Origin of the sequence: Actinosynnema sp. NPDC049800 (genome assembly GCF_040656635.1) — a bacterium.
Classification (GTDB): Bacteria; Actinomycetota; Actinomycetes; order Mycobacteriales; family Pseudonocardiaceae; genus Actinosynnema.
This window is the reverse complement of record NZ_JBFAMT010000071.1, coordinates 1-19032: the sequence shown is the minus strand read 5'-3', so window position 1 is coordinate 19032 and position 19032 is coordinate 1. Positions and strand designations below refer to the sequence as shown.

At 72.8% G+C, this 19032-nt stretch carries 20 protein-coding genes; 8 read left to right on the top strand and 12 right to left on the bottom strand.

Going from position 1 to position 19032, the window contains the following annotated elements; translation table 11 throughout:
• Nucleotides 1–9: 9 nt before the first annotated feature.
• Both AB0I91_RS40365 and AB0I91_RS40360 read left to right on the top strand, forming a co-directional pair.
• Complete coding sequence (locus AB0I91_RS40365; protein WP_498785004.1) at nt 10–606, top strand: short chain dehydrogenase; 597 nt, start codon at nt 10–12, stop codon at nt 604–606.
• Between the two features lie 39 nt (nt 607–645).
• Nucleotides 646–993 carry an ArsR/SmtB family transcription factor gene (locus tag AB0I91_RS40360; RefSeq protein ID WP_498785006.1) on the top strand — a complete coding sequence of 116 codons (348 nt, stop codon included), beginning with the start codon at nt 646–648 and terminating at the stop codon, nt 991–993.
• Nucleotides 994–1221: 228 nt separating this feature from the next.
• Here AB0I91_RS40360 and AB0I91_RS40355 read toward each other — a convergent pair whose 3' ends face one another.
• The 7 genes from AB0I91_RS40355 to AB0I91_RS40325 all read right to left on the bottom strand — a co-directional run bounded on the left by AB0I91_RS40355 (nt 1222) and on the right by AB0I91_RS40325 (nt 8758).
• Entirely contained in the window at nt 1222–1986 is a 765-nt protein-coding gene (locus tag AB0I91_RS40355) for an SDR family NAD(P)-dependent oxidoreductase (RefSeq protein WP_499641638.1), read from the bottom strand.
• A complete protein-coding gene (locus tag AB0I91_RS40350; RefSeq protein WP_499641636.1) occupies nt 1987–3339 on the bottom strand; it encodes a mannitol dehydrogenase family protein in 1353 nt (450 codons plus the stop codon).
• Nucleotides 3336–4694 (bottom strand): MFS transporter, encoded by a 1359-nt coding sequence (locus AB0I91_RS40345; RefSeq protein WP_499641634.1) that lies wholly within the window; start codon nt 4692–4694, stop codon nt 3336–3338. Before AB0I91_RS40345 ends, AB0I91_RS40350 begins: the two co-directional genes overlap by 4 nt.
• Entirely contained in the window at nt 4691–5710 is a 1020-nt protein-coding gene (locus AB0I91_RS40340; protein WP_498785014.1) for an Ldh family oxidoreductase, read from the bottom strand. Before AB0I91_RS40340 ends, AB0I91_RS40345 begins: the two co-directional genes overlap by 4 nt.
• A 93-nt stretch (nt 5711–5803) precedes the next feature.
• Nucleotides 5804–6550 (bottom strand): IclR family transcriptional regulator, encoded by a 747-nt coding sequence (locus AB0I91_RS40335; protein ID WP_498785016.1) that lies wholly within the window; start codon nt 6548–6550, stop codon nt 5804–5806.
• 47 nt (nt 6551–6597) lie between these two features.
• The gene (locus AB0I91_RS40330) at nt 6598–7479 is read right to left on the bottom strand and encodes a GntR family transcriptional regulator (RefSeq protein WP_499617806.1); all 882 of its coding nucleotides are present in this window, start codon (nt 7477–7479) and stop codon (nt 6598–6600) included.
• Between the two features lie 19 nt (nt 7480–7498).
• A complete protein-coding gene (locus AB0I91_RS40325) occupies nt 7499–8758 on the bottom strand; it encodes a carotenoid oxygenase family protein (RefSeq protein WP_499641631.1) in 1260 nt (419 codons plus the stop codon).
• 220 nt (nt 8759–8978) lie between these two features.
• On the opposite strand from AB0I91_RS40325, the gene AB0I91_RS40320 reads away from it, so the two are divergent.
• Nucleotides 8979–9491: an RICIN domain-containing protein gene (locus AB0I91_RS40320; RefSeq protein WP_499617804.1), complete on the top strand. Its 513-nt coding sequence runs from the start codon at nt 8979–8981 to the stop codon at nt 9489–9491.
• A gap of 308 nt (nt 9492–9799) precedes the next feature.
• Nucleotides 9800–10027, top strand: coding sequence for a hypothetical protein (locus AB0I91_RS40315; RefSeq protein WP_498785024.1), 228 nt, complete (start codon nt 9800–9802; stop codon nt 10025–10027).
• On the opposite strand, the gene AB0I91_RS40310 is transcribed toward AB0I91_RS40315, so the two are convergent.
• Both AB0I91_RS40310 and AB0I91_RS40305 read right to left on the bottom strand, forming a co-directional pair.
• Nucleotides 10024–10611 carry an LURP-one-related family protein gene (locus AB0I91_RS40310; protein ID WP_498785026.1) on the bottom strand — a complete coding sequence of 196 codons (588 nt, stop codon included), beginning with the start codon at nt 10609–10611 and terminating at the stop codon, nt 10024–10026. The genes AB0I91_RS40315 and AB0I91_RS40310 overlap by 4 nt on opposite strands.
• Nucleotides 10612–10722: 111 nt before the next feature.
• The gene (locus tag AB0I91_RS40305; protein ID WP_499641629.1) at nt 10723–11616 is read right to left on the bottom strand and encodes a trypsin-like serine peptidase; all 894 of its coding nucleotides are present in this window, start codon (nt 11614–11616) and stop codon (nt 10723–10725) included.
• A 197-nt stretch (nt 11617–11813) separates the two neighbouring features.
• Here AB0I91_RS40305 and AB0I91_RS40300 point away from each other — a divergent pair, with 197 nt between their 5' ends.
• From AB0I91_RS40300 to AB0I91_RS40290, 3 genes are all read left to right on the top strand, one after another.
• Nucleotides 11814–12260 carry a DUF5946 family protein gene (locus AB0I91_RS40300; RefSeq protein WP_499641627.1) on the top strand — a complete coding sequence of 149 codons (447 nt, stop codon included), beginning with the start codon at nt 11814–11816 and terminating at the stop codon, nt 12258–12260.
• Between the two features lie 79 nt (nt 12261–12339).
• Nucleotides 12340–13476 carry a serine/threonine-protein kinase gene (locus AB0I91_RS40295; RefSeq protein ID WP_499641625.1) on the top strand — a complete coding sequence of 379 codons (1137 nt, stop codon included), beginning with the start codon at nt 12340–12342 and terminating at the stop codon, nt 13474–13476.
• Between the two features lie 101 nt (nt 13477–13577).
• Entirely contained in the window at nt 13578–15374 is a 1797-nt protein-coding gene (locus tag AB0I91_RS40290; RefSeq protein WP_499641622.1) for a serine/threonine-protein kinase, read from the top strand.
• On the opposite strand, the gene AB0I91_RS40285 is transcribed toward AB0I91_RS40290, so the two are convergent.
• Nucleotides 15358–16656 (bottom strand): RNA polymerase sigma factor, encoded by a 1299-nt coding sequence (locus tag AB0I91_RS40285; protein ID WP_498785048.1) that lies wholly within the window; start codon nt 16654–16656, stop codon nt 15358–15360. The genes AB0I91_RS40290 and AB0I91_RS40285 overlap by 17 nt on opposite strands.
• On the bottom strand, nt 16653–17072 hold the full coding sequence (locus AB0I91_RS40280) for a YciI family protein (protein WP_498785036.1): 420 nt from the start codon (nt 17070–17072) through the stop codon (nt 16653–16655). The genes AB0I91_RS40285 and AB0I91_RS40280 overlap by 4 nt, the downstream gene beginning before the upstream one ends.
• A gap of 242 nt (nt 17073–17314) precedes the next feature.
• Here AB0I91_RS40280 and AB0I91_RS40275 point away from each other — a divergent pair, with 242 nt between their 5' ends.
• Nucleotides 17315–17890 (top strand): helix-turn-helix domain-containing protein, encoded by a 576-nt coding sequence (locus AB0I91_RS40275; protein WP_498785038.1) that lies wholly within the window; start codon nt 17315–17317, stop codon nt 17888–17890.
• 53 nt (nt 17891–17943) lie between these two features.
• Here AB0I91_RS40275 and AB0I91_RS40270 read toward each other — a convergent pair.
• On the bottom strand, nt 17944–19032 hold a 1089-nt coding region (locus tag AB0I91_RS40270; protein WP_499641620.1), incomplete at its 5' end, for a polysaccharide deacetylase family protein.

The window sequence follows — 19032 nt, the reverse complement described above, 5'->3', positions numbered from 1 at the left end:
GTGATCGCCATGAAGATTGTCCTCATCGGCGCCGGCGGCACGCTCGGCACGGCCGTCCACAGCGCCCTCACCGAACGCGGCCACGACGTCGTCACTGTCGGGCGCTCCGGCGGCGACCTGCGCCACGACGTCAGCGACCCGGCGCAGGTCGCCGAGATGTACGAGCGGGCGGGCCGGGTCGACGCGGTCGTGAGCGCAGCGGGCGACGTGCCGTGGAAGCCGGTCACCGAGATGACCGCGCAGGACTACCTGGACGCGTTCCGGGGGAAGGTGCTGAGCCAGGTCGAGCTCGTCCGGCAGGGCGTCGGCCGGATCGCGGAACGGGGTTCGTTCACGCTCATCACCGGCGTGCTGGCGCGCGAGCCCGTGCCGACCGGCAGCGCGGCTTCCCTGGCGAACGGCGCGGTCGAGGCGTTCGTGCGGGCGGCGGCGATCGAGATCGCGCCGCAGCGCGTGAACGCCGTCAGCCCGACCGTGTTCACCGAGAGCCTCGACGCCTACGGCGACTTCTTCCCCGGCATGGAGTCGGTCGACCTGGCCAAGGTCGCCCGGGCCTACGTCCGGTCGGTCGAGGGCGCGCAGACGGGGCAGGTCTACGAGCTGTAGGCGCGTCCGGCGAATCCCGCGTGCGATCATATGCGCGGGATGGACGACCGCAATGCCGCCGACGAGGTCGACAGCGTGCTCACCGCGCTGGTCGATCCGACGCGCCGTCAGCTGCTCGACCTGCTCGCGGCGCAGGGTGAGACCACGGCGACGAAGCTGGCCGAGCAGCTGCCCGTGTCACGGCAGGCGGTGGTGAAGCACCTCGCCGTGCTGGACGCCGCCGGGCTCGTCTCGGGCGGTCGGGTGGGGCGTGAGGTGCGCTACTCGGTGCGACCCGCGGCACTCGACGCGACGGCTCGGTGGATGGCCTCGCTGGCCGCCGACTGGGACCGGCGGCTGGCGGCGATCAAGCGCATCGCGGAGGCGGCGGACCGGGACGCCCCGTAGGGCTCGACCCTCGACGCGGTGTGGGGGCGCTGGTTTCGCAGAGCTGCGCGGTGGTGTGCAGGGCGCGTGGCGCGGTGGCGCTGGATTGGCTGAGCTGCGCGGTGGTGCAGGGCGCGTGGCGCCGCCGGACGGGTCGGGGTGTCCGGCTGTGCGGTGGCGCAGGGCGCGTGGTGCGGCCGGGTGGTGGCGTTGGCCGTGCGAGGTGGTGTGGTTGCGGTCGGGAGGGTCCTAGTACACGACGTGCTTGCCGCCGTCCACGATGATCGCCTCGCCGGTCACCAGGTCCATCGCCAGCAGCCCCAGCACGGCCTGCGCCACGTGCCCGGGATCGGCGGTGCGGCTCAGCGGCACGGTTCGCCGTTCGGCCGCCGCCCGTTCGGCGAACCCCGCCTCGCCGTGCAGCGACGTCTGCCACCGGGTCGTCACGGTGCCCGGCGCGACGGCGTTGACCCGCACGTCCGGCGCGAGGGCCACGGCGAGGTTGCGGGTCAGTTGCAGCAGCCCCGCCTTGCTCACGCCGTAGGCGATGGACGACCCGCCGGCCCGGTAGCCGGAGATGGACGCGACGTTGACCGACGCGCCGCGGGCCACCCGCAGGTCCTCGGCGAACGCACGCGTGACGCGGAGCGTGCCGACCACGTTGACGTCGAGCACGTGGTGGAACACCTCGTCGGTCAGGGCGTCGAGGTCCGCGTGCGGCACGGCCTTCGTCGTGCCCGCGTTGTTGACCAGCACGTCGACCCGGCCGAACCGGGCGCGCACCCGTTCGGCGGTCGAGCGCACCTGGCCGTCGTCGGCCACGTCGACTCGCTCGGCCACGGCCTCGCACCCGGCGGCGGTCAGCTCGGCCACGGCGGACTCGGCGTCGGCGGAGGACCGCGAGTAAGTCACCACGACCGCCCGGCAGCCCGCACGGGCCAGCGCCAGGGCCGTGGCGCGGCCGATCCCGGTGCCGCCGCCGGTCACCACGGCGACGGTGTCGTGCAGGTCCATTCAGATCCTCCCGATCCCGCGCAGGGTGGCCACCACCCCGTCCTGGTCGATCCGGCGCACCGCGTCCGCCAGCAGCGCGCGGAACACGCGCGACTCGCGCAGCGGCAGCGGCAAGGTGAGCACCGGGAAGTCCTGCTGGTGCAGGAAACCGGCGACGGCCAGGCAGATCAGGCGCGGCTCGATGCCCAGCACCAGCAGGTCGACCGCCGGGTCGAGCAGGCGTTGGGGCAGCTTGCGCAGCGCGTCGCCGGCGATCTGGTCCAGCCGGTGGGTGATCCGCGGGTTGGCCAGCCGGGTCAGCAGCGCCTCGACCTCCCGCTCGCCCGGGCACCGGCCGAACCGGCGCAACGACGGTCCCGTCTCGGTGCGCAGCAGGCGTTCGGCGAAGTGCGCGAGCTCGGGGCGGCCCAACGCGTCGGCGGTGCTCGTGCAGCCGGCCAGCAGGCCGAGGTGGGCGAGCGCCGAGTGCGTGCCGTTGACCAGCCGCAGCTTCGCGGCCTGGTGCGGCGCGATGTCGGCCACCAGCTCCGCGCCGACCTCGTCCCAGGCGGGACGCCCGGCGGCGAAGTCGTCCTCCACCACCCACCGGCGGTGCGGTTCGCCGACCACCGCGGCCCGGTCCTCCAAGCCGAGGACCTCGGACACGCGGGCGAAGTCGGCGTCCGTGGTGGCGGGCACGATCTGGTCCACCACGCTGGACGGGAACCGCACGTGCTCGTCGACCCACTCGGCGAGGTCGCCCTCCCCGCGCCGGGCGCAGAACTCCCGCACCAGGCGCGCGACCAGGCGGCCGTTGTCGGGCAGGTTGTCGCACGAGAGGACGGTGAGCCCGGGGTGCCCGCGAGCACGGCGACGGCGCAGGCCGGCGACCACCTGCCCCACGGGGGTGCGCGGCGGCCCGCCCGCGAGGTCGGCCGCCACGTCCGGGTCGTCCGTGCGCAGCCGCCCGGTGACCGGGTCGTGCCGGTAGCCGGCCTCGGTGACGGTCAGCGTCACCACGCGGGTGTCCGGTTCGGACAGCACGGCCGTCAGCCGATCCGGCTGCTCCACGGCCAGCAGCGCCTCGCGCACGCTCCCGACCACGCGCAGCCGGTCGTCCTCGGGGCCGCGCTCGGTGACGGTGAACAGGTGGTCCTGCTCGACCAGCGCGTCGACCAGCCGCCCGTTGCGCTGCGCCACGGCGCAGATGCCCCACGGCCCGGGCTCGACCCGCATCGCCTCCTGCGTCAGCACCGCCTGGTGGGCCCGGTGGAACGCGCCCAGTCCGATGTGGACGATGCCGACCGGCGCGCTCGGCAGGTCGGCCGCCAGCCACCCGGGCAGCCGGGCCGTCGACAGGCGGGGATGGGTCACCTCGGCGCCACCCCGGCGGTGTCGACGGCGGCGATGTCGACGTCCTTGCCCTCCGCCGAGAGCAGGAACGCCACGAACGACACCACGGCGGTGCCGATCATCCACAGCGCGACCGGCCACCCCTGCCCGTCCGCCCGCGCGACCAGGGCGGCGGCCACCAGCGGCGAGAACCCGGCCAGCGCCGCGCCGATCTCGCGGGACGCGGCGAACCCGGTGTAGCGGACGCGCGCGCCGAACAGCTCGGCGTAGAACGCGGGCTGCACCGCGATCATCGGCGCCAGGCCGAACGCCGTCGCCACCACCAGCGCCACCCAGATCAGCACCGGTTCGCGCGTGTCGAGCAGCAGGAAGAACGGGAACGCGAACGCCGCCGTGAACACCACGCTGAACAGGTTGAGCGGTCGCCGCCCGATCCGGTCGGACAACGCGCCGTACACCGGTTGCAGCACGATCACGACCACGCCGAACACCACCACGCCGGTGAGCCCGACCCAGCGCGGCAGCGCCAGCGACTTGGTGATGTAGGCGAGGCTGTAGGTGGCGTAGATGTAGACGATCGCGGTGTCGCAGATGTGGGCGCCGATGCCGATCAGGAAGTTGCGCGGGTAGCGGCGCAGCGCGTCGGACACGGGCAGCTTCACCGTGGTCCGCTGCCGGGCCATGCACTGGAACACCGGCGACTCGTCGACCCGCAGCCGCACGTACAGCGCGACCGCGATCAGCGCGAAGCTGAACCAGAACGGGATGCGCCACGCCCAGTCCAGCACCGTCTGCCGGGGCAGCGTCTCGACCAGCAGGAACACCACCGTGCCCGACAGCAGGCCGAGCTGGACCCCGGTCTGCGCGAACGAGGTGAAGAAGCCGCGCCTGCGCGGCGGGGCGTGCTCGGCCAGCAGCGTGGACGCGCCGCCGAACTCCGCGCCCGCGCCGAGGCCCTGGCACATCCGCAGCACGGTCAGCAGGATCGGCGCGGCGATGCCGATGGAGTCGTAGGTCGGCAGCAGGCCGATCAACCCGGTCGACACGCCCATGACCAGCGTCGTGACCACCAGCGTCGACCGGCGGCCGATGCGATCGCCGAGGTGGCCGAACACGAAGCCGCCCAGCGGCCGGACCGCGAAGCCGACGCCGAAGGTCGCGAACCCCACGACCACACCCGTCGCCGGGTCCTCGGTGACGAAGAACAGCTCGTTGAACACCAGCGTCACGGCGAAGCCGTAGATGAAGAAGTCGTACCACTCCAACGCGGTGCCGACCACGGACGCGCCGACGACGCGGCGCAGTCGCCCGCCGCCGGCGGGGTCTTCGCGCACCGCGTCGTGCTCGGCCGCGGTGCGGTCGGCGGCTCCGGTCATGTCGTTCCCTCCTTTGCCGTGAGCAGGCCGTGCAGCTCGCGCCAGGTCTCCTCGGTCATCGGGATGCCGTCGCGCAACCGGGCGCGACGGGTGCGTGCCTCCGGTTCGCCCGGCACCAGCACCTCGCCGCCGCCCTGGGCGGGCGGGGTGCCGGCCAGTTCGCGGCAGAACAGCTCCGCCTGCTCGCGAAACCGCTCCACCGGGGTGAGCGAGCCGATGTCGACGGCCACCAGCACTGTGCCGAACCCGCCGCGGTAGCCCGGCAGGCTGCCGATGCCCATGCCGGTGAGCAGGCCGCCCACCACCTCGATCAGCACGCTCAGGCCGTAGCCCTTGTGCCCGCCGAACGGCAGCAGCGCGCCGCCCGCGTAGAAGTCGCCGGGATCGGTGGTCGGTCGGCCGTCCGGGTCGAGCACCAGGCCCTCGGGCACCCGCTCACCGCGGTCGCGGGCCACCGCCAGCTTGCCCTCGGCCACGCCGGACGTGGCCCAGTCGACCACGATCGGCGGGCGGTCCGCCGCACGGGGCGCGGCCCAGGCGAGCGGGTTGGTGCCCAGTCGCCGTTCCCGGCCGCCGTAGGGCGCGACGGTGGCGTCGGCGTTGCCGAACGCGAGCGCGACCAGGTCGTGCTCGGCCAGGAAGCCGACGTACTCGCCCAGCCTGCCGACGTGGTTGCAGTCCTGGATCACCGCGACGCCGCTGCCGTGCGTGCGGGTCAGGGCGCGCAGCTCGCGGGCCGCGACACCGGCCGCGACCCGGCCGAGCGCGCCGTTGCCGCGGACCACGACCGTGCCCGGACGCGGGTGGTCGACGCCGGGGCGGGCGCGCGGGTCGATCCGGCCGTCGCGGATGCGGGCCACGTAGTCGACGAGCCTGCGCACGCCGTGCGAGTCGTGGCCGGTCAGGTTCGACTCCACCAGCGAGCCCGCGACCGCCTTGGCGTCGACGAGGTTCGTGCCGGCGTCGAGCAGGATCCGGACCGCGAGCTTGGTGAGCTCGCTCGACGTGACCTTCATGCGTTCCGCCTGACGGAATGCGGTTCCATCGACATGGCTCCACCATGACATGGCTCGCCCCGCCTTGTGAAGGCGGTCACAGGGTGATTCGGTTCAGTCGGCGCCCAACGCGCGCGAGACCTCGGCGGCGGCGCGCACGACCAGCTGCGGCAGGTCCCGGGGCGCCTCGGCGAGGTCGACCAGCGACGCCGCCGACAGCCCGCCGACCACCTCACCGGTGTGGTTGACCACGGCCGCGCCGACCGCGCGCACGCCCGCCTCGTTCTCCTCGTGGTCCTCGGCGTAACCGCGTGCGCGGACCTCGGCCAGCTCGGCGAGCAGGGCGCGTTCGTCGGTGATGGTGCGCTCGGTGCGTGCGGGCAGGCCGGTGCGGCGGGCCAGGGCCCGGACCTCGTCGTCGGGCAGGGCGGCCAGGATCGCCTTGCCGATGGACGTGCAGTGCAGGCGCAGGCTCATGCCGACGCGGGAGGCCAGGTGGTAGGGCCGGGCTCCCTCCACCTTGGCCACGTACACCGCCTCGTCGCCGGACAGCAGTGCGAAGTGGACCGTCCACCCGGTCCGCTCCTGGAGGTCGCGCAGCGTCGGGCGGACGTGCTCGGCGACGTCGAGGCGCTGGAGGAACCGGCCCGCGAGGCTGAGGATGCGCGGGCCGCCGAGGTAGCCGCCCCGACCGTCGGCCCGCGCGAAACCGCGCTGGACGAGGGTCTGCAGGATCCGGTGCACGGTGGGCTTCGGCAGGCCGGAGGCGTCGGCGATGTCGGCGATGCGCGAGTGGTCGGCGAGCGCTTCCAGGACGCTCAGCGTCTTCTCGGCCGCGGACAGCGGTGCGTCGCCACTCATGGCCTCAATGTAGGCCAGGTTCGATCACCACGACCGGCGCGCGCGGATCAGCGGTGGCTCTTGCGCGGCGTGACGACCGTGGTCAGGCCGTCGAGGAGGCGTTCGAGGCCGAAGTCGAACAGGGACTCGAGGTCGACGTCCGCGCCCGGCTCGGTGACCCGCGCGAGGTGCGCGATCAGCGGGCCGTCGACGGCGAGGCGGGCCGTCATCCACTGCTTGCTGGTCATCCCGGTGTCCAGCTCCGCGCCGGCCTCGCTCTCGATGTTCAGCGCCGTGCCGCGCACGTGGTTGACCACGGCGGCGTAGACGTGCAGGCGGGTGCGCTCGTCCAGCCCGAGGCCGTCGAGCGCCCGCAACGTCCACTCCGCGTACGCGAGCAGTCCCGGCAGCGTGGCCGGCCGGACGATCGACACCAGTCGCGGCAGCCAGGGGTGGCGTTGGTAGGCCGCCCACTGGAGCCGGGCGGCGACCCGCAGGTGGGCCCGCCACCCCGGCGGCGGCCGCGGGTACTCGATCTCCGCGAACGCGGCGTCGGCGACGAGCTGGGGGAGGTCGGCGTCGAAGTGCTCGCGCAGGGTCACGGTGGCGACGCCGAGCTTGGCCGCGACCGCCCGGGGGGACAGCGCGGCCAGGCCGTCGGCGTCGGCGATGCCCATGGCCACCCGGACGACGCGGTCGCGGTCCAGACCGCCCGCCGACCGCGACGGCAGCCTGCGCCGGGCCACCACCGCGCCGACGCGGGACGTCGACTCGATGGCGCCCGCCTGCTTGAGCGCGGCCAGCGCCTTGGTCGCGGTGGCCATGGCGACGCCCCACTCGCGCATGATCGCCCTGGTGGTGGGGACCGGGTCGCCGGGCCGCAGCTCGCCGTCCGCGATGCGCCGTTCGACCTCGGCGACGATCCGGAGGTACGGCGGCGGCTCGTTCACGGCGTCATCGTGCCAGGACTCAGCGCTCGGGCAGCCAGTTGCCGTGCAGGCCGAGCGGCACCCTGGCCGGGAGGTGCACGCGGGCCACTGGTTCGCCGGTGAAGTCCTGGGCCGAGAGGATCACGAGGTCGCTCGCGCCGCGCTCGGGGTTGTGGACGTAGGTGAGCAGGTAGCCGTCGTCCTCGCCCTGCCCCGTGGCGGCGAACACGGCCTCGCCGACCGCCTCGTGCCGGCCGAACCCGTGCACCTCGGACGTGCCCCGGTGCAGGTCGTGCTTGACCAGGGCGTTGGTGAAGGCGTCGTCGGACGGCGTGCCCTCGGGCGTGAACGGGATGCCGTACAGGGCGGTCGCGGCGGAGTAGCCGTACCGGTGCGGGCGGGTGGCGCGGGCTTCGGCGACCCGCGGGAAGTCCTGCGGCCGGTCGTCGAGGCGGCGCTGGTCGACCCGGTCCGGGGTGATCGTCCAGCGGTCCAGCGCGGGCCGGATCGCGCCGGGGTCGGCCGGGTCGAACGGACCTTCGGCCGTGACGACGTCGACCACGACCGCGTCACCGTCGTCGTAGGCGTTGAGCGTGTGGCTGACGTGCACCGGGTCGATATCGAGCCAGCGCACGTCGCCGCCGGTCCGCGGCATGACGCCGACCCGGGTCGGGTGCTCCGGGAGCCAGCGGCACTCGAACCCGTCGAAGCCGATCGGCGTGTCCCAGAGGACGACGTGGTTCTCGGTGAGCGCGAAGTCGTGCATGAACGGCGTCCGCGTCAGGGGGACGGTGGTGGTCCGCACGACGTGCCCGTCCGCGTTGATGACGATGTGCTGGACGAACTCGTGCCCGGGCATGTACGAGAGCGAGTGCAGTTCGCCGGTGAGCGGGTCGTGCTTCGAGTGCGCGCCCGCGGTGAAGCCCTCGACCGTCGCACCGAGCGCGCACACGCCGACGGTGTTGAGCTCGGCGTCCAGCTCGGCGGGCGGCAGGCCGCCCTCGGCCAGGGCGAACGTCCGCCGGGCGTGCTCGAACACGTGCACCATCGGCGCGAAGCCCGGCGTGCGGACGAAGCGGTTGCGGTACCACTCGGCCCGGCCGTCGCGCAGCCGCACGCCGTGCACCATGCCCTGCCCCATGCCCCACAGGTGCACGGCGGGGTCCTCGACGCCCAACGGGTTGGGCCCGTTGCGCAGGTAACGGCCGTCGAGCTCGGCCGGGATCCGCCCGGTGACGGCGAGGTCGTGCGCGGTGATCTCTTCGGTGACCGGGGCGAAAGGCCCCTCCAGGTACTTCATGCGAAAACCGTATGCGGGAGATCGGCCGGACTTCTCGCGATGACGGCAAATGACCCGCTGTGCACTAGTGCAACCGCACGAACGGGTCGGGCCCCGTGTGGCCCATCACCTCTGAATACGAAATGTGCGGCGAACTTCGGTATTTCGACTTCGGTCGTCCACTCGTCATTACCGCGAATGGTCGTCCCGGTCCGATTCGGCTTCCTGCTCTACTTGCCGAATGATCACACGAAGATTCTCGATGGTCGCCGTCGCGGTGTTGACCGCGGTCGGATCCGTGCTCTTCCCGACGGTTCCGGCCACGGCCTCGATCTCGGCGTCGGCCGTCACCACCATCGTCAACCGGGCCGGCGGCATGTGCCTCGACGTGCCGGGCGGCTCATTGGACAACAAGAAGCCGGTGCAGACCTACCACTGCAACGGCGGCGCGAACCAGCAGTGGGAGTACCTCCCGAGCACCATGCCCGGTTACGGCCAGTTCAGGAACGTCGCCAGTCAGAAATGCCTCGACGTGCGCGGCGCGAGCACCGATCCGGGTGCGACGATCCAGCAGTACATCTGCATGGACGTGCCGAACCAGAAGTGGAACTTCGACCCGTCGTCCGGTTACCTGAGGGCGTTGCACAGCGGCGGGTGCGCGGCGGCGGAGCATTTGCAGTACAAGGCTCCCGTCAGTCAGCACCCGTGCAATCCGTCGTACTTCGTGTTCACCCTCTGGTACGTCTCGATCTGATCTTCCGACCCCTGGCCCGCCCGATGGCGCGTGACGTCATCGGGCGGGCTCGGCTTGTTCGAACGTGTTCGGCGATCGACCCGATCGGTCCTGCTGCGGGGAGGAGTCGCGTGAAGCGCTTGGTGAGGCCGTTGCTGCGCCGGTTGGGGACGGAACGGGAGTGCGGCGCCTGGCGTGGGTGCCGGTGGGCTCCAGCTACTACTGACCGATGTCGTTCGGTCCGATCCACCGACTGGGGTGGCGGGGATGCGGGCGCTGCACCGGCGGTGCGTGCGGAAGCCCGTCTTCCGCACGCTCGCCGGCAGGCGGTGGTCTGCGAGCCCGGGTTGGCCAGGCGGGCGCTGGTCGACGCCGACGCGCGACTGGAGCACGTGCCCGCGTTCTGGCGTCCCGGCGGCGTTCCGCTGCCTGCGCCGGTGTGCGCCGCGCTGAACCGGTGGGTGCGCGCGAGCCTGGTGGCCGAGGATCCCAAGTCCATGGCCGCGGTCGCCCTGAGCCCGGGCCCGACCTCCGCCACGAGCGGTGCGCGGGCCTAACGGGACTGGAGGGCGTCCACGGCGACGGCCTGCGCGATGACCGCACGGCGGTCGATGTAGGGGTCGGTGATCCGGATCAGGTAGTGGTCGCGGACCCACGTCTTCTTGTCCACGCTGAACACCGGCTGACCGTCGCGGGCGAAGTCGAAGTGGTAGCGGAACGGGAACGGAATGTTGTTCACCAGCGGCAGGAAGCCCCAGAGGCGGCGCAGGACGGCGAGGCCGTGGTTGCGCTCGCGGCCCGTGGTGGTCGGCGCGTTCGGCTGGTCGAGGTGCCAGGTCGAGTTGATCAGGGACTTGCCGAAGTCCTTGCGGAACAGCGCGATGGACTGCCCGGCGCCGTCGATCACGTCGTAGCCGCTGCCGAGGTCGATCACCTTGCGCGCGCGGAAGCCCGCGAGCACCTGGCTCTTGCTGGAGTCGGTGTAGATGGTCACCTGCTCCTTGAACGCCATCCGCTTCTGCTCGACGAACGCCACCAGCGGACCGGGCTCGCCGCCGTTGTCGGCGAAGACCTCGTAGCGGTTCACCATCAAGGTGACCTTCTGGTGCATGTGCAGCACGTTCGTGGCCTGCGTGAGCATGGACGTTCCCCCTGGGCTTCGGTGAGCCCGAAGTTTGTCACCCGACCGTGTGAAGATCACCAGAGGGGCCGGGTGACGGGCCGGGCGCGCGGCCCGGCCCGCCGTCCGAGGTCAGGCGGCCTGCGCCTGGTTGTAGAGGTTCTGGGCGTCCGCGCCGAAGTACGGGCCGAACATCCAGTTCGGGAACAGGTTGATCTTGTAGCTGTTGACGGAGTTGACCGTGCCGACGCCGGTCGCCTCGGAGAACGCGCGGAACCAGGGGCCGCCGCTGGCGCCACCGGTCATGTTGCACGTCATGCCGATGCCGTCGCTGAGGAAGGCGTTGAACGTCCGACCGCTGCAGTAGACGAGCTTCGTGCCGTCGTACGGCGCGGCGGCGGGGTAGCCGAACGCGTAGGTGTTGTCGGCGCGCGGCAGGTTGAACGCGATGCCCTGCGCGCCCACGACGTCGGTGAGGAACTGGCCGTTCAGCTGCCCGACGACGATGGCGCCGATGTCGTAGTTGATGTCCTCGCTCGCGTGCCACTGGGGGGTGGCGAAGGTGGCACGTGCGTTCCACGTGCCGTACGGGGCGTTCCCGTTGTCGTAGGCCGGGACGAACGCGACGTTGGTGTGGTAGGCGCCGTCGAGCTTCACGCAGTGCCCGGCAGTGACGACCGTGCTCTTGTTGGCGCTGGTGACGGCGTTGCCGCTGCACGAGGCGTTGCGGCCCTGGTAGGTGAAGAACACCCGGCCCGCGGTCCGCACGACCGCGCCGCCGCCGGTCCACGCGCTGCCGCCGTTGGGGAAGGCCAGCGGTGCGATGGTGGTCGGCTCGCCGGCCGGGACGGTGGAGCGCAGCGCGGAGGGGGCCGTGGTGCGGAGGTCGAGCGGAACGGCGGCGCGCATCCGTTCCGGTGTCCAGTAGGAGCCTGGTGCGGGGGCGGACTGCGCCGCCGGGACGGTGATCACCGACAAGGCCAGCGCGCTCGCCAGGGTGACCAGTCGTTTCACAGCACGGTTCATGATCTTCCACCTTTCGTGGGTCGATCAATGGCAGGGACCGTGTGGTGAAAGTTACTCAGCGCAACGCCCGGGCGTCTCCGGCGAACGGGTGAGAACCGGCCGGCTCCGCCCCCGCCGGCGTCGTGGGACACGCCCGGCGTGGCCCGAGGTGGGCACGGCTTGACCTTCCAGCGGGTGGAGCTCGTACGGTCCCGTCCATGACCCGCTGCTCCGAGTGCGGTGCGCCCGCCCGTCCGCACTCGTGCGAGGAGCTGTTCCACGTCGTGCTGGCGCTCGACCACTCCCGGCGCGCCCCGTGGGGACCGCTGCACGGCGTCACCGTGTCGTGCTTCCTGCTCCAGCACCCCGGCCGCCTGCCGGAGCGGGACCGGGCCCGTCCGTGGGCGACCCTGCACGTCTACCTGGACGGCGGCCTGACCGCGGTCACCCGGTTCGCCGAAGCGATGCGCCGCGCCAACTCCCGGCACGGCAGCGGGCTCGCGGACGTCGTGGCCGGCGTGCCGGTCGCACCGCTCGGCCCGACGCCGAGGGCCTTCGAGGTGACCATCGACGACGTCGCCGTGGACGGCACGTTCCCCGCCACCGGCTTCGCGGACCGGGTCGGCGCCTGGACCGCGGCCACCGTCGCGGCCTGGCGGCGCTGACCCCGAAGGCGTCGCGTTTGTGGTCGGCGGGGAAGGGGCACCTGAGGGTGTCCTGTGTCCCCGCCGGAGGGTGGTAGCGGTGTCGCTTCCTGGCTGTGGCGAGCTCCTGGCCGGTCGATACGAGTTGGCCGGCACGTTGGGCGTCGGCGGCATGGCCGAGGTGCGCCGCGCGTGGGACGCGGTGCTGCGGCGGGACGTCGCGGTCAAGTTGTTCGACACCACCGCGGACGCGGACGCGGGGCGGCGGTTCGACAACGAGGCCCGGACGCTCGCCGCGTTGTCGCACCCCGGGCTGGTCTCCGTGTACGACGCCGGCCACGCCGACGGCACCGCGTTCGTCGTGCTGCGGCTGGTCGAGGGCCGCACCCTGCGTGATCGGATCGCCGACGGACCGCTGTCGGTGACCGAGGTGCGGGAGTTGGGCGCACAGTTGGCCGACGCGTTGGCCTACGTGCACGAGCAGGGCGTGGTGCACCGGGACGTCAAGCCGTCCAACATCCTGCTCGACCACGACGGCACGCCCTACCTGGCCGACTTCGGGCTGGCGCACCTGGCCGACACCACCCGCTTCACCCGCACCGACCAGATGGTCGGCACGGCCGCCTACCTGGCGCCGGAACAGGTGCGCGGCAGCGAGATCGGACCGGCCGCCGACGTGTACTCGTTCGGGTTGGTGCTGCTGGAGTGCCTGACCGGTCGCCGCGAGTACCCGGGCGGTGACGTCGAGTCGGCCGTGGCCCGGCTGCACCGCCCGCCGGCCGTGCCCGACGACCTGCCCGCCGACCTGGTGCGCCTGCTGTCGTTGACCACCGCGCTGTCGACTCGTCGCCGGCCCACCGCCGACGAGTGCGCCCGCGTGCTGCGGGGCCGCCCCGGCGACGACCCGACCGTCGCCACCGCCGCGCCCGGCTCACGTCGGCAGTTGACGGCGCTCGTCGCGTCGGCGGCCGGGCTGGTCGGCGCGCTCGGCATCGCCTGGGCGGTGTCGCCCGGACCTTCACCGGCCACGTCCGCGCCCGTGGAGCCCGCGCCGCAAGCCGTCGTCCAGGACACGACCACGCCGCCGGACCAGCCGGTGACCGGCACGACGACGAGCACGACGACACCGGTAATCGAGGAGCGGCCCGTCGCCGGTCCGAAGGTGGGACCCGCGCCCGGCCAGGCCAAGGACGGGAAGGGGAAGTCGTCCGGCAAGGCAGGGAAGGGCAAACCCTGAGCGGGCGCACCCGCCGCGCCGGATCCGATCACGTGCGTGGAACCCTGTGGCGTTGATCCGCGTCGGTCCTGCAGTGGCGGCGTGGCGGAGCCGGGGGAGTCATGGCGGAGGAGTTCGGGCCCTATCGGGTCGGCGAGCTGTTGGGGCGCGGCGGCATGGGCGAGGTGCACCGGGCCCACGACACGGCGCACGACCGCGTGGTGGCGTTGAAGCGGCTCTCCGCCGAGCACAACGACGACGAGGACTTCCGCGCCCGGTTCCGGCGCGAGTCGCGGATCGCGGCACGGCTGCGTGAACCGCACGTCATCCCGATCCACGCCTACGGCGAGATCGACGGCCGGCTCTACCTGGACATGCGGTTGGTTGAGGGGCGCGACCTGGCGGCGGTCGTCGCGGACGGGCCGCTCGACCCGGCGCGGGCGGTGCGGATCGTCGCCCAGGTCGCCGGCGCGCTCGACGCCGCGCACGCGGACGGCCTGGTGCACCGGGACGTCAAGCCGTCGAACATCCTCGTCACGCCGGACGACTTCGTGTACCTGGTCGACTTCGGCATCGCCCGCAGCGTCCTGCCCGCCGGCACGCACCTGACCGCGTCCGGCGCGGTGATCGGGACCCTGGACTACCTCGCGCCCGAGCGGTTCGGCGACGGGCAGGTGGACGGCCGCGCGGACGTCTACGCCCTGGCCTGCGTGCTGCACGCGTGCGTCACGGGCAACCGGCCGTTCGAGGCGGACAGCGCCGCCGCCCTGCTCTGGGCGCACCTCCAGCAGCCACCGCCCGCCGCCTCCGCCGCCAACCCCGCCGTGCCGCGCGCGTTGGACGGGGTGATCGGGCGCGGCATGGCCAAGGACCCGGCGCAGCGCTTCCAGACCGCCGGCGCCCTGGCCGCCGCGGCGGCCGAAGCCCTCGCCACCCCGCCACCTGTCCCCGCTCGACCTCGACCGTCCACCCCACCTGCCCCCGCCCAGGGCACGCCCGCGCCGTTCACCCCGGCCCAGGGCACGCCCGCGCCACCCGCCGCTGCCCCGGGCACACCTCCGGCACCCGCCGCTGCCCAGGGCGTGCGAGCGCCGTTCACCCCCGCCCAAGGCACGCCCGCGCGACTCGCCCCCGGCCCCGCCACGCCTGCGCCGTTCACCCCCACTCACGGCACGCCTTTGCCGCTCGTCCCCAACCCCGTGACGGGTCCGCCCCGGCGGGTGCCCGAGCGCAAGGTGCCGGTCGCGCCGATCGTCGCCGGCGCCGTGGCGTTGGTGCTGGTCGCCGTGGTGCTGGTCTGGTCGTCGGACTGGCTGGGCGACGGCCGGCTCGCGAGTTCCCCCACGACCTCCGTGACGACCTCGGCCTCCACGACGACGTCGACCTCCAAGGCGACCACGTCGACAACGCCCGCGCCGACCACCACCACCGTCGACCAGCAGGCGTCCGTGCTGCTGGAACGGCTGCCCACCGTCTACCGGGGCAACCCGAGCTGCGCGCCCACCCCGTCGAGCGGGGGAGCGGCCGCGACCGTCACGTGCACCAAGGCGAACTCGGCGCACTTCCGCTTCCCGCCACCGGACCAGGCGGTGTTCCACCTGTTCACCGATCGCGCCGCCCAGGACGCCCACTTCAAAGCCCTCGTGGACGCCAACCGCATCCCGCGCGACGACAGCCAGGGCGGCTGCCGACCCCTGACCCAGCCCGCGCACTACTCCCTGTACTACCGGTCCGAGAGCGGTCCCGTCCCCGGCGAGTACACGACCTGCTTCGTCGCCGACGGCGTCGGCCGGGTGTGGTGGGTCGACACCCGGACCTCCGTCACCGGCGAGCTGCGGTCGTCGACGGCGCTCGACCCCGACTCGCTCGACCAGCTCGGCTACTGGTGGAACACGATGATCCTCACCCAGATGTCCTGAGGTCGCCGAGCTTGCGCTCCAGCACCGCCCGTTCACGCTCGTTGCCGCACAACCGCACGGCCCGCTCCAGCTCGACCCGCGCCTCGTCCCCTCGACCCAGCCTGCACAGCAGCTCACCGCGCACGCTGGGCAGCAGGTAGGAGTTCGCCAGCGCGTCGGAGCCCGCCAGCCCGTCCACGATCGGCAGCGCCGCGGCCGGTCCACTGGCCATGGACACCGCCACCGCCCGGTTGAGGTCGACCACCGGTGACGGCGCGAGCCGGCCGAGCGCCTCGTACAGCAGCACGATCCGCTCCCAGTTCGTCGCCTCCACCGAGGGCGCGACGGCGTGGCACTCGGCGATGGCCGCCTGCAAGCCGTAGGCCCCGAGGCCGCGCCCGACCTTCTCGGCACGGGCCAGCGCGGCACGTCCACGCCGGATCGCGGCGTGGTCCCAGCGGCGGCGGTCCTGGTGCTCCAGCAGCACGGGCTCGCCGTCCGACCCCGTGCGGGCGGGGAAGCGCGCCGCGGTCAGCTCGAGCAGCGCCAGCAGGCCGTGCACCTCGGGCTGGTCGGGCACGAGCCTGCTCAGCACGCGGGCGAGCCGCTGCGCCTCGCCCGCGAGGTCGAACCGGATCAGGTCGTCACCGGAGCTGGCCGTGGACCCCTCGGTGAAGATCAGGTAGACCACGTTGAGCACCGAGTTGAGCCGCGCGGTCCGCTCCTCGGCCGTCGGCACCTCGAACGGCACGCCGGCCGCGCCGAGCGTCTTCTTCGCCCTGGTGATCCTGGCCTGGACGGTCGCGGTCGGCACCAGGCACGCCTTGGCGATCTCGTCGCTGGTCAGACCGCCGACCACGCGCAGCGTCAACGCCACCCGCGCCTCCCGCGACAGCACGGGGTGGCAGGAGATGAACATCAGCGCCAGCACGTCGTCGTCGATCTGGTCCGGGTCCCACGGCAGGTCGTCGGCGTCGACGGGGCCGCCACCCGAGGTGGCTCCGCCCTCGCCGAGGTCGTGCGCGAGCGCGGCGTACCTCTCGTCGAGGGCGGAGCGCCGGCGGAACGCGTCGATCGCGCGCCGCCGGCCGACGGTGAGCAACCACCCCGCCGGGTTGGTCGGCACGCCGTCGCGCGGCCAGGTCACGAGCGCCTCCGCCAGCGCCTCCTGCGCCAGGTCCTCGGCCAGCGCGAAATCGCCGGTGTAGCGCGCGAGCGCGCCGACGATCCGCGCCGACTCGATCCGCCAGACGGCGCCGACGGCGCCGCGGCCCGTGGGGTCGCCCGCGGTCGACCCGCTCAGAGCTGACCGGTGGCTTCCCGCCACGCCCGCTCCTTCTGGATCCACTCGTTGTCCTGGGGGAACTCGTCGATCGAGGAGACCCGGCGGATCTCGGTCTTGAAGCCGGGCCCGCTGATCGGGAACCGCTTGGCCCACTCGACGGCTTCCTCCCTCGACGCCACGTTGAGGATGTAGAAGCCGTTGAACAGCTCCTTCGTCTCGCCGTACGGGCCGTCGGTGACCACGGGCGGTTCGGACGAGTAGTCGACCACCACGCCCTCTTCGGCCTCGGCGAGCCCTTCCGCGGCGACCAGCACGCCGGCCCGGATCAGCTCGTCGTTGAACCTGCCCATCGTCTCCAGCATCTCGGTGAAGTCGATGTCGCCCATCTGGGCGTAGGCCTCGTCGGTCGCGCGCATGATCAGCATGTACTTCATGGTTCCGTCTCCCTGGCCGTCGTCCGGGCCCTCTCTCGGACCCTGTCACCCCAAGGTCGAACGGACCGCGCCGCGGATCGACACACCCGCCGAACTTTTTTCCGAGAGAGCGCGGGCAGCCTACTTCGCCGAGCCGGTCCGCGCGGATCCACGGCGCGCCCGCGCCACCGGCCACACCGGACACCGTGGTCAGCCGGCACCGGAGTGGCAAACGACCTTGCCGTCTTGGCAAGCTGCGGGGCATGGACGACGACCTGGACCGCGTGCTGACCGCCGTGGGACCGCGGCTGCGGGCGCTGCGCCGCGCCCGCGATGTCACCCTGGCCGAGCTGGCCGAGACCACCGGCATCTCGGAGAGCACCCTGTCACGGCTGGAGAGCGGCCGACGGCGGCCGAACCTGGAGCTGTTGCTGCCGCTGGCGCGGGCGCACGGCGTGCCGCTCGACGAGCTCGTCGGCGCACCGCCCACCGGCGATCCGCGCATCCACATCCGCACGATCCGGCGGCACGGCATGACGTTCATGGCGCTGAGCCGCCGACCGGGCGGCACGCAGGCGTTCAAGGTGCTCATCCCGGGAGCGCTGCACGACGCCGTGCCCACGCCGCAGACCCACGAGGGGCACGAGTGGCTCTACGTCCTCAACGGACGGCTGCGGCTCGTGCTCGGCGAGCAGGACATCGTGCTCACGCCGGGGGAAGCGGCCGAGTTCGACACCCGGGTACCGCACTGGCTCGGCACCGCCGGCGCCGAGCCCGTCGAACTGCTGATCCTGTTCGGCCCGCAAGGCGAACGCGCCCACGTGAAGACCCGCACCTGAGCAGGCACGCCGGTGTGCCCCTCACCTCGCTGTGAGGGGCACACCGGCGTGCGTCACGGGGTCCGGCAGCTGACCGTCGGCGCGGCCCACTGGCCGTTCGCCATCACGGTGAAGCCGAACGTGGTGCTCGCACCTGCGGCGAGGTTGCCGTTGCCGCTGGGCTTCATGGTCATCACGTTGCCGCTGGAGTCCCAGGTGGGCGTGCCGCTCCACGTCGCCGAGATCTTCTGCGGCGACGTGACGGTCACGGTGGCGGTCCAGCTGGTGATCGCCGTGGCGCCGGCCCGGATCGTCACCTCGCCGTTGAAGCGGTCACCCCACTGCTGGCTCGTGCGGTAGGTCGCGGTGCAGGAGCCGCCATCCGGCTGCGTCGTGGTGGTGGTCGTCGGGTTGGTCGTGCCGGGCGGGGTGTCCGTCGGCGCGACGGCCCGACCGGTCGACGGCGAGATCATGCCCGCGCACAGGCCGCGGCTCGCCAGGTTCGACGCGATCTGGGGGACGGCGTTGATGGTGGTCTGGTAGCCGTCGTGCATCAGGATGACGCCGCCGTTCTGCAGCGTGGACGCGGCCTGGACGATCTGGGCGGTGCTGGCGTTGTTCCAGTCCTGGGAGTCGACGTTCCAGAGCACCTCGGTGAGGCCGAACTGCGCTTCGACGGCCTTGAGGGTGCTGTTGGTCTCGCCGTAGGGCGGGCGGAACAGCTTGGGCGCGACGCCGGTGGCGGACTGGATCGCCTGCTGGGTCTGGGAGATCTCCGAGGTCATCTGGGCCTGGCTGAGCTGGGTCATGTGCGGGTGCGACCAGCTGTGGTTCTCCACCCACATGCCGGCGTCGCGCTGGCTGCGGGCGAGGGCCTGGTTCGACGTGACCTTGTTGCCCTGGTTGAAGAACGTGGCCCGCAGACCCGCCGACCGCAGCGCGCTGAGCAGCTGGGTGGTGGTGCCCGCGATCGGGCCGTCGTCGTAGGTCAGGGCGACGTAGCCGTTGGCGCAGTTGGCGTTGTTCGGCGGCGTGGTCGTGGTCGTGGTGGGGCCGGTCGGGCTTGCTGCGTTGAGGGCGTTGAGGACCGAGGTGTAGGCGGCTTTCTTGTTGCCGGAGCCGTCGAAGAGCAGGGGGGTGCCGGAGGCGCGCCAGGAGTCGGT

Bases quoted from the DNA above. Each gene is read 5' to 3' on its own strand.
- AB0I91_RS40365 (WP_498785004.1), top strand. From the start codon at position 10: ATGAAGATTGTCCTCATCGGCGCCGGCGGCACGCTCGGCACGGCCGTC.
- AB0I91_RS40360 (WP_498785006.1), top strand. From the start codon at position 646: ATGGACGACCGCAATGCCGCCGACGAGGTCGACAGCGTGCTCACCGCG.
- AB0I91_RS40355 (WP_499641638.1), bottom strand. From the start codon at position 1,986: ATGGACCTGCACGACACCGTCGCCGTGGTGACCGGCGGCGGCACCGGG.
- AB0I91_RS40345 (WP_499641634.1), bottom strand. From the start codon at position 4,694: ATGACCGGAGCCGCCGACCGCACCGCGGCCGAGCACGACGCGGTGCGC.
- AB0I91_RS40340 (WP_498785014.1), bottom strand. From the start codon at position 5,710: ATGAAGGTCACGTCGAGCGAGCTCACCAAGCTCGCGGTCCGGATCCTG.
- AB0I91_RS40335 (WP_498785016.1), bottom strand. From the start codon at position 6,550: ATGAGTGGCGACGCACCGCTGTCCGCGGCCGAGAAGACGCTGAGCGTC.
- AB0I91_RS40325 (WP_499641631.1), bottom strand. From the start codon at position 8,758: ATGAAGTACCTGGAGGGGCCTTTCGCCCCGGTCACCGAAGAGATCACC.
- AB0I91_RS40320 (WP_499617804.1), top strand. From the start codon at position 8,979: ATGATCACACGAAGATTCTCGATGGTCGCCGTCGCGGTGTTGACCGCG.
- AB0I91_RS40310 (WP_498785026.1), bottom strand. From the start codon at position 10,611: ATGCTCACGCAGGCCACGAACGTGCTGCACATGCACCAGAAGGTCACC.
- AB0I91_RS40305 (WP_499641629.1), bottom strand. From the start codon at position 11,616: ATGAACCGTGCTGTGAAACGACTGGTCACCCTGGCGAGCGCGCTGGCC.
- AB0I91_RS40300 (WP_499641627.1), top strand. From the start codon at position 11,814: ATGACCCGCTGCTCCGAGTGCGGTGCGCCCGCCCGTCCGCACTCGTGC.
- AB0I91_RS40290 (WP_499641622.1), top strand. From the start codon at position 13,578: ATGGCGGAGGAGTTCGGGCCCTATCGGGTCGGCGAGCTGTTGGGGCGC.
- AB0I91_RS40280 (WP_498785036.1), bottom strand. From the start codon at position 17,072: ATGAAGTACATGCTGATCATGCGCGCGACCGACGAGGCCTACGCCCAG.
- AB0I91_RS40275 (WP_498785038.1), top strand. From the start codon at position 17,315: ATGGACGACGACCTGGACCGCGTGCTGACCGCCGTGGGACCGCGGCTG.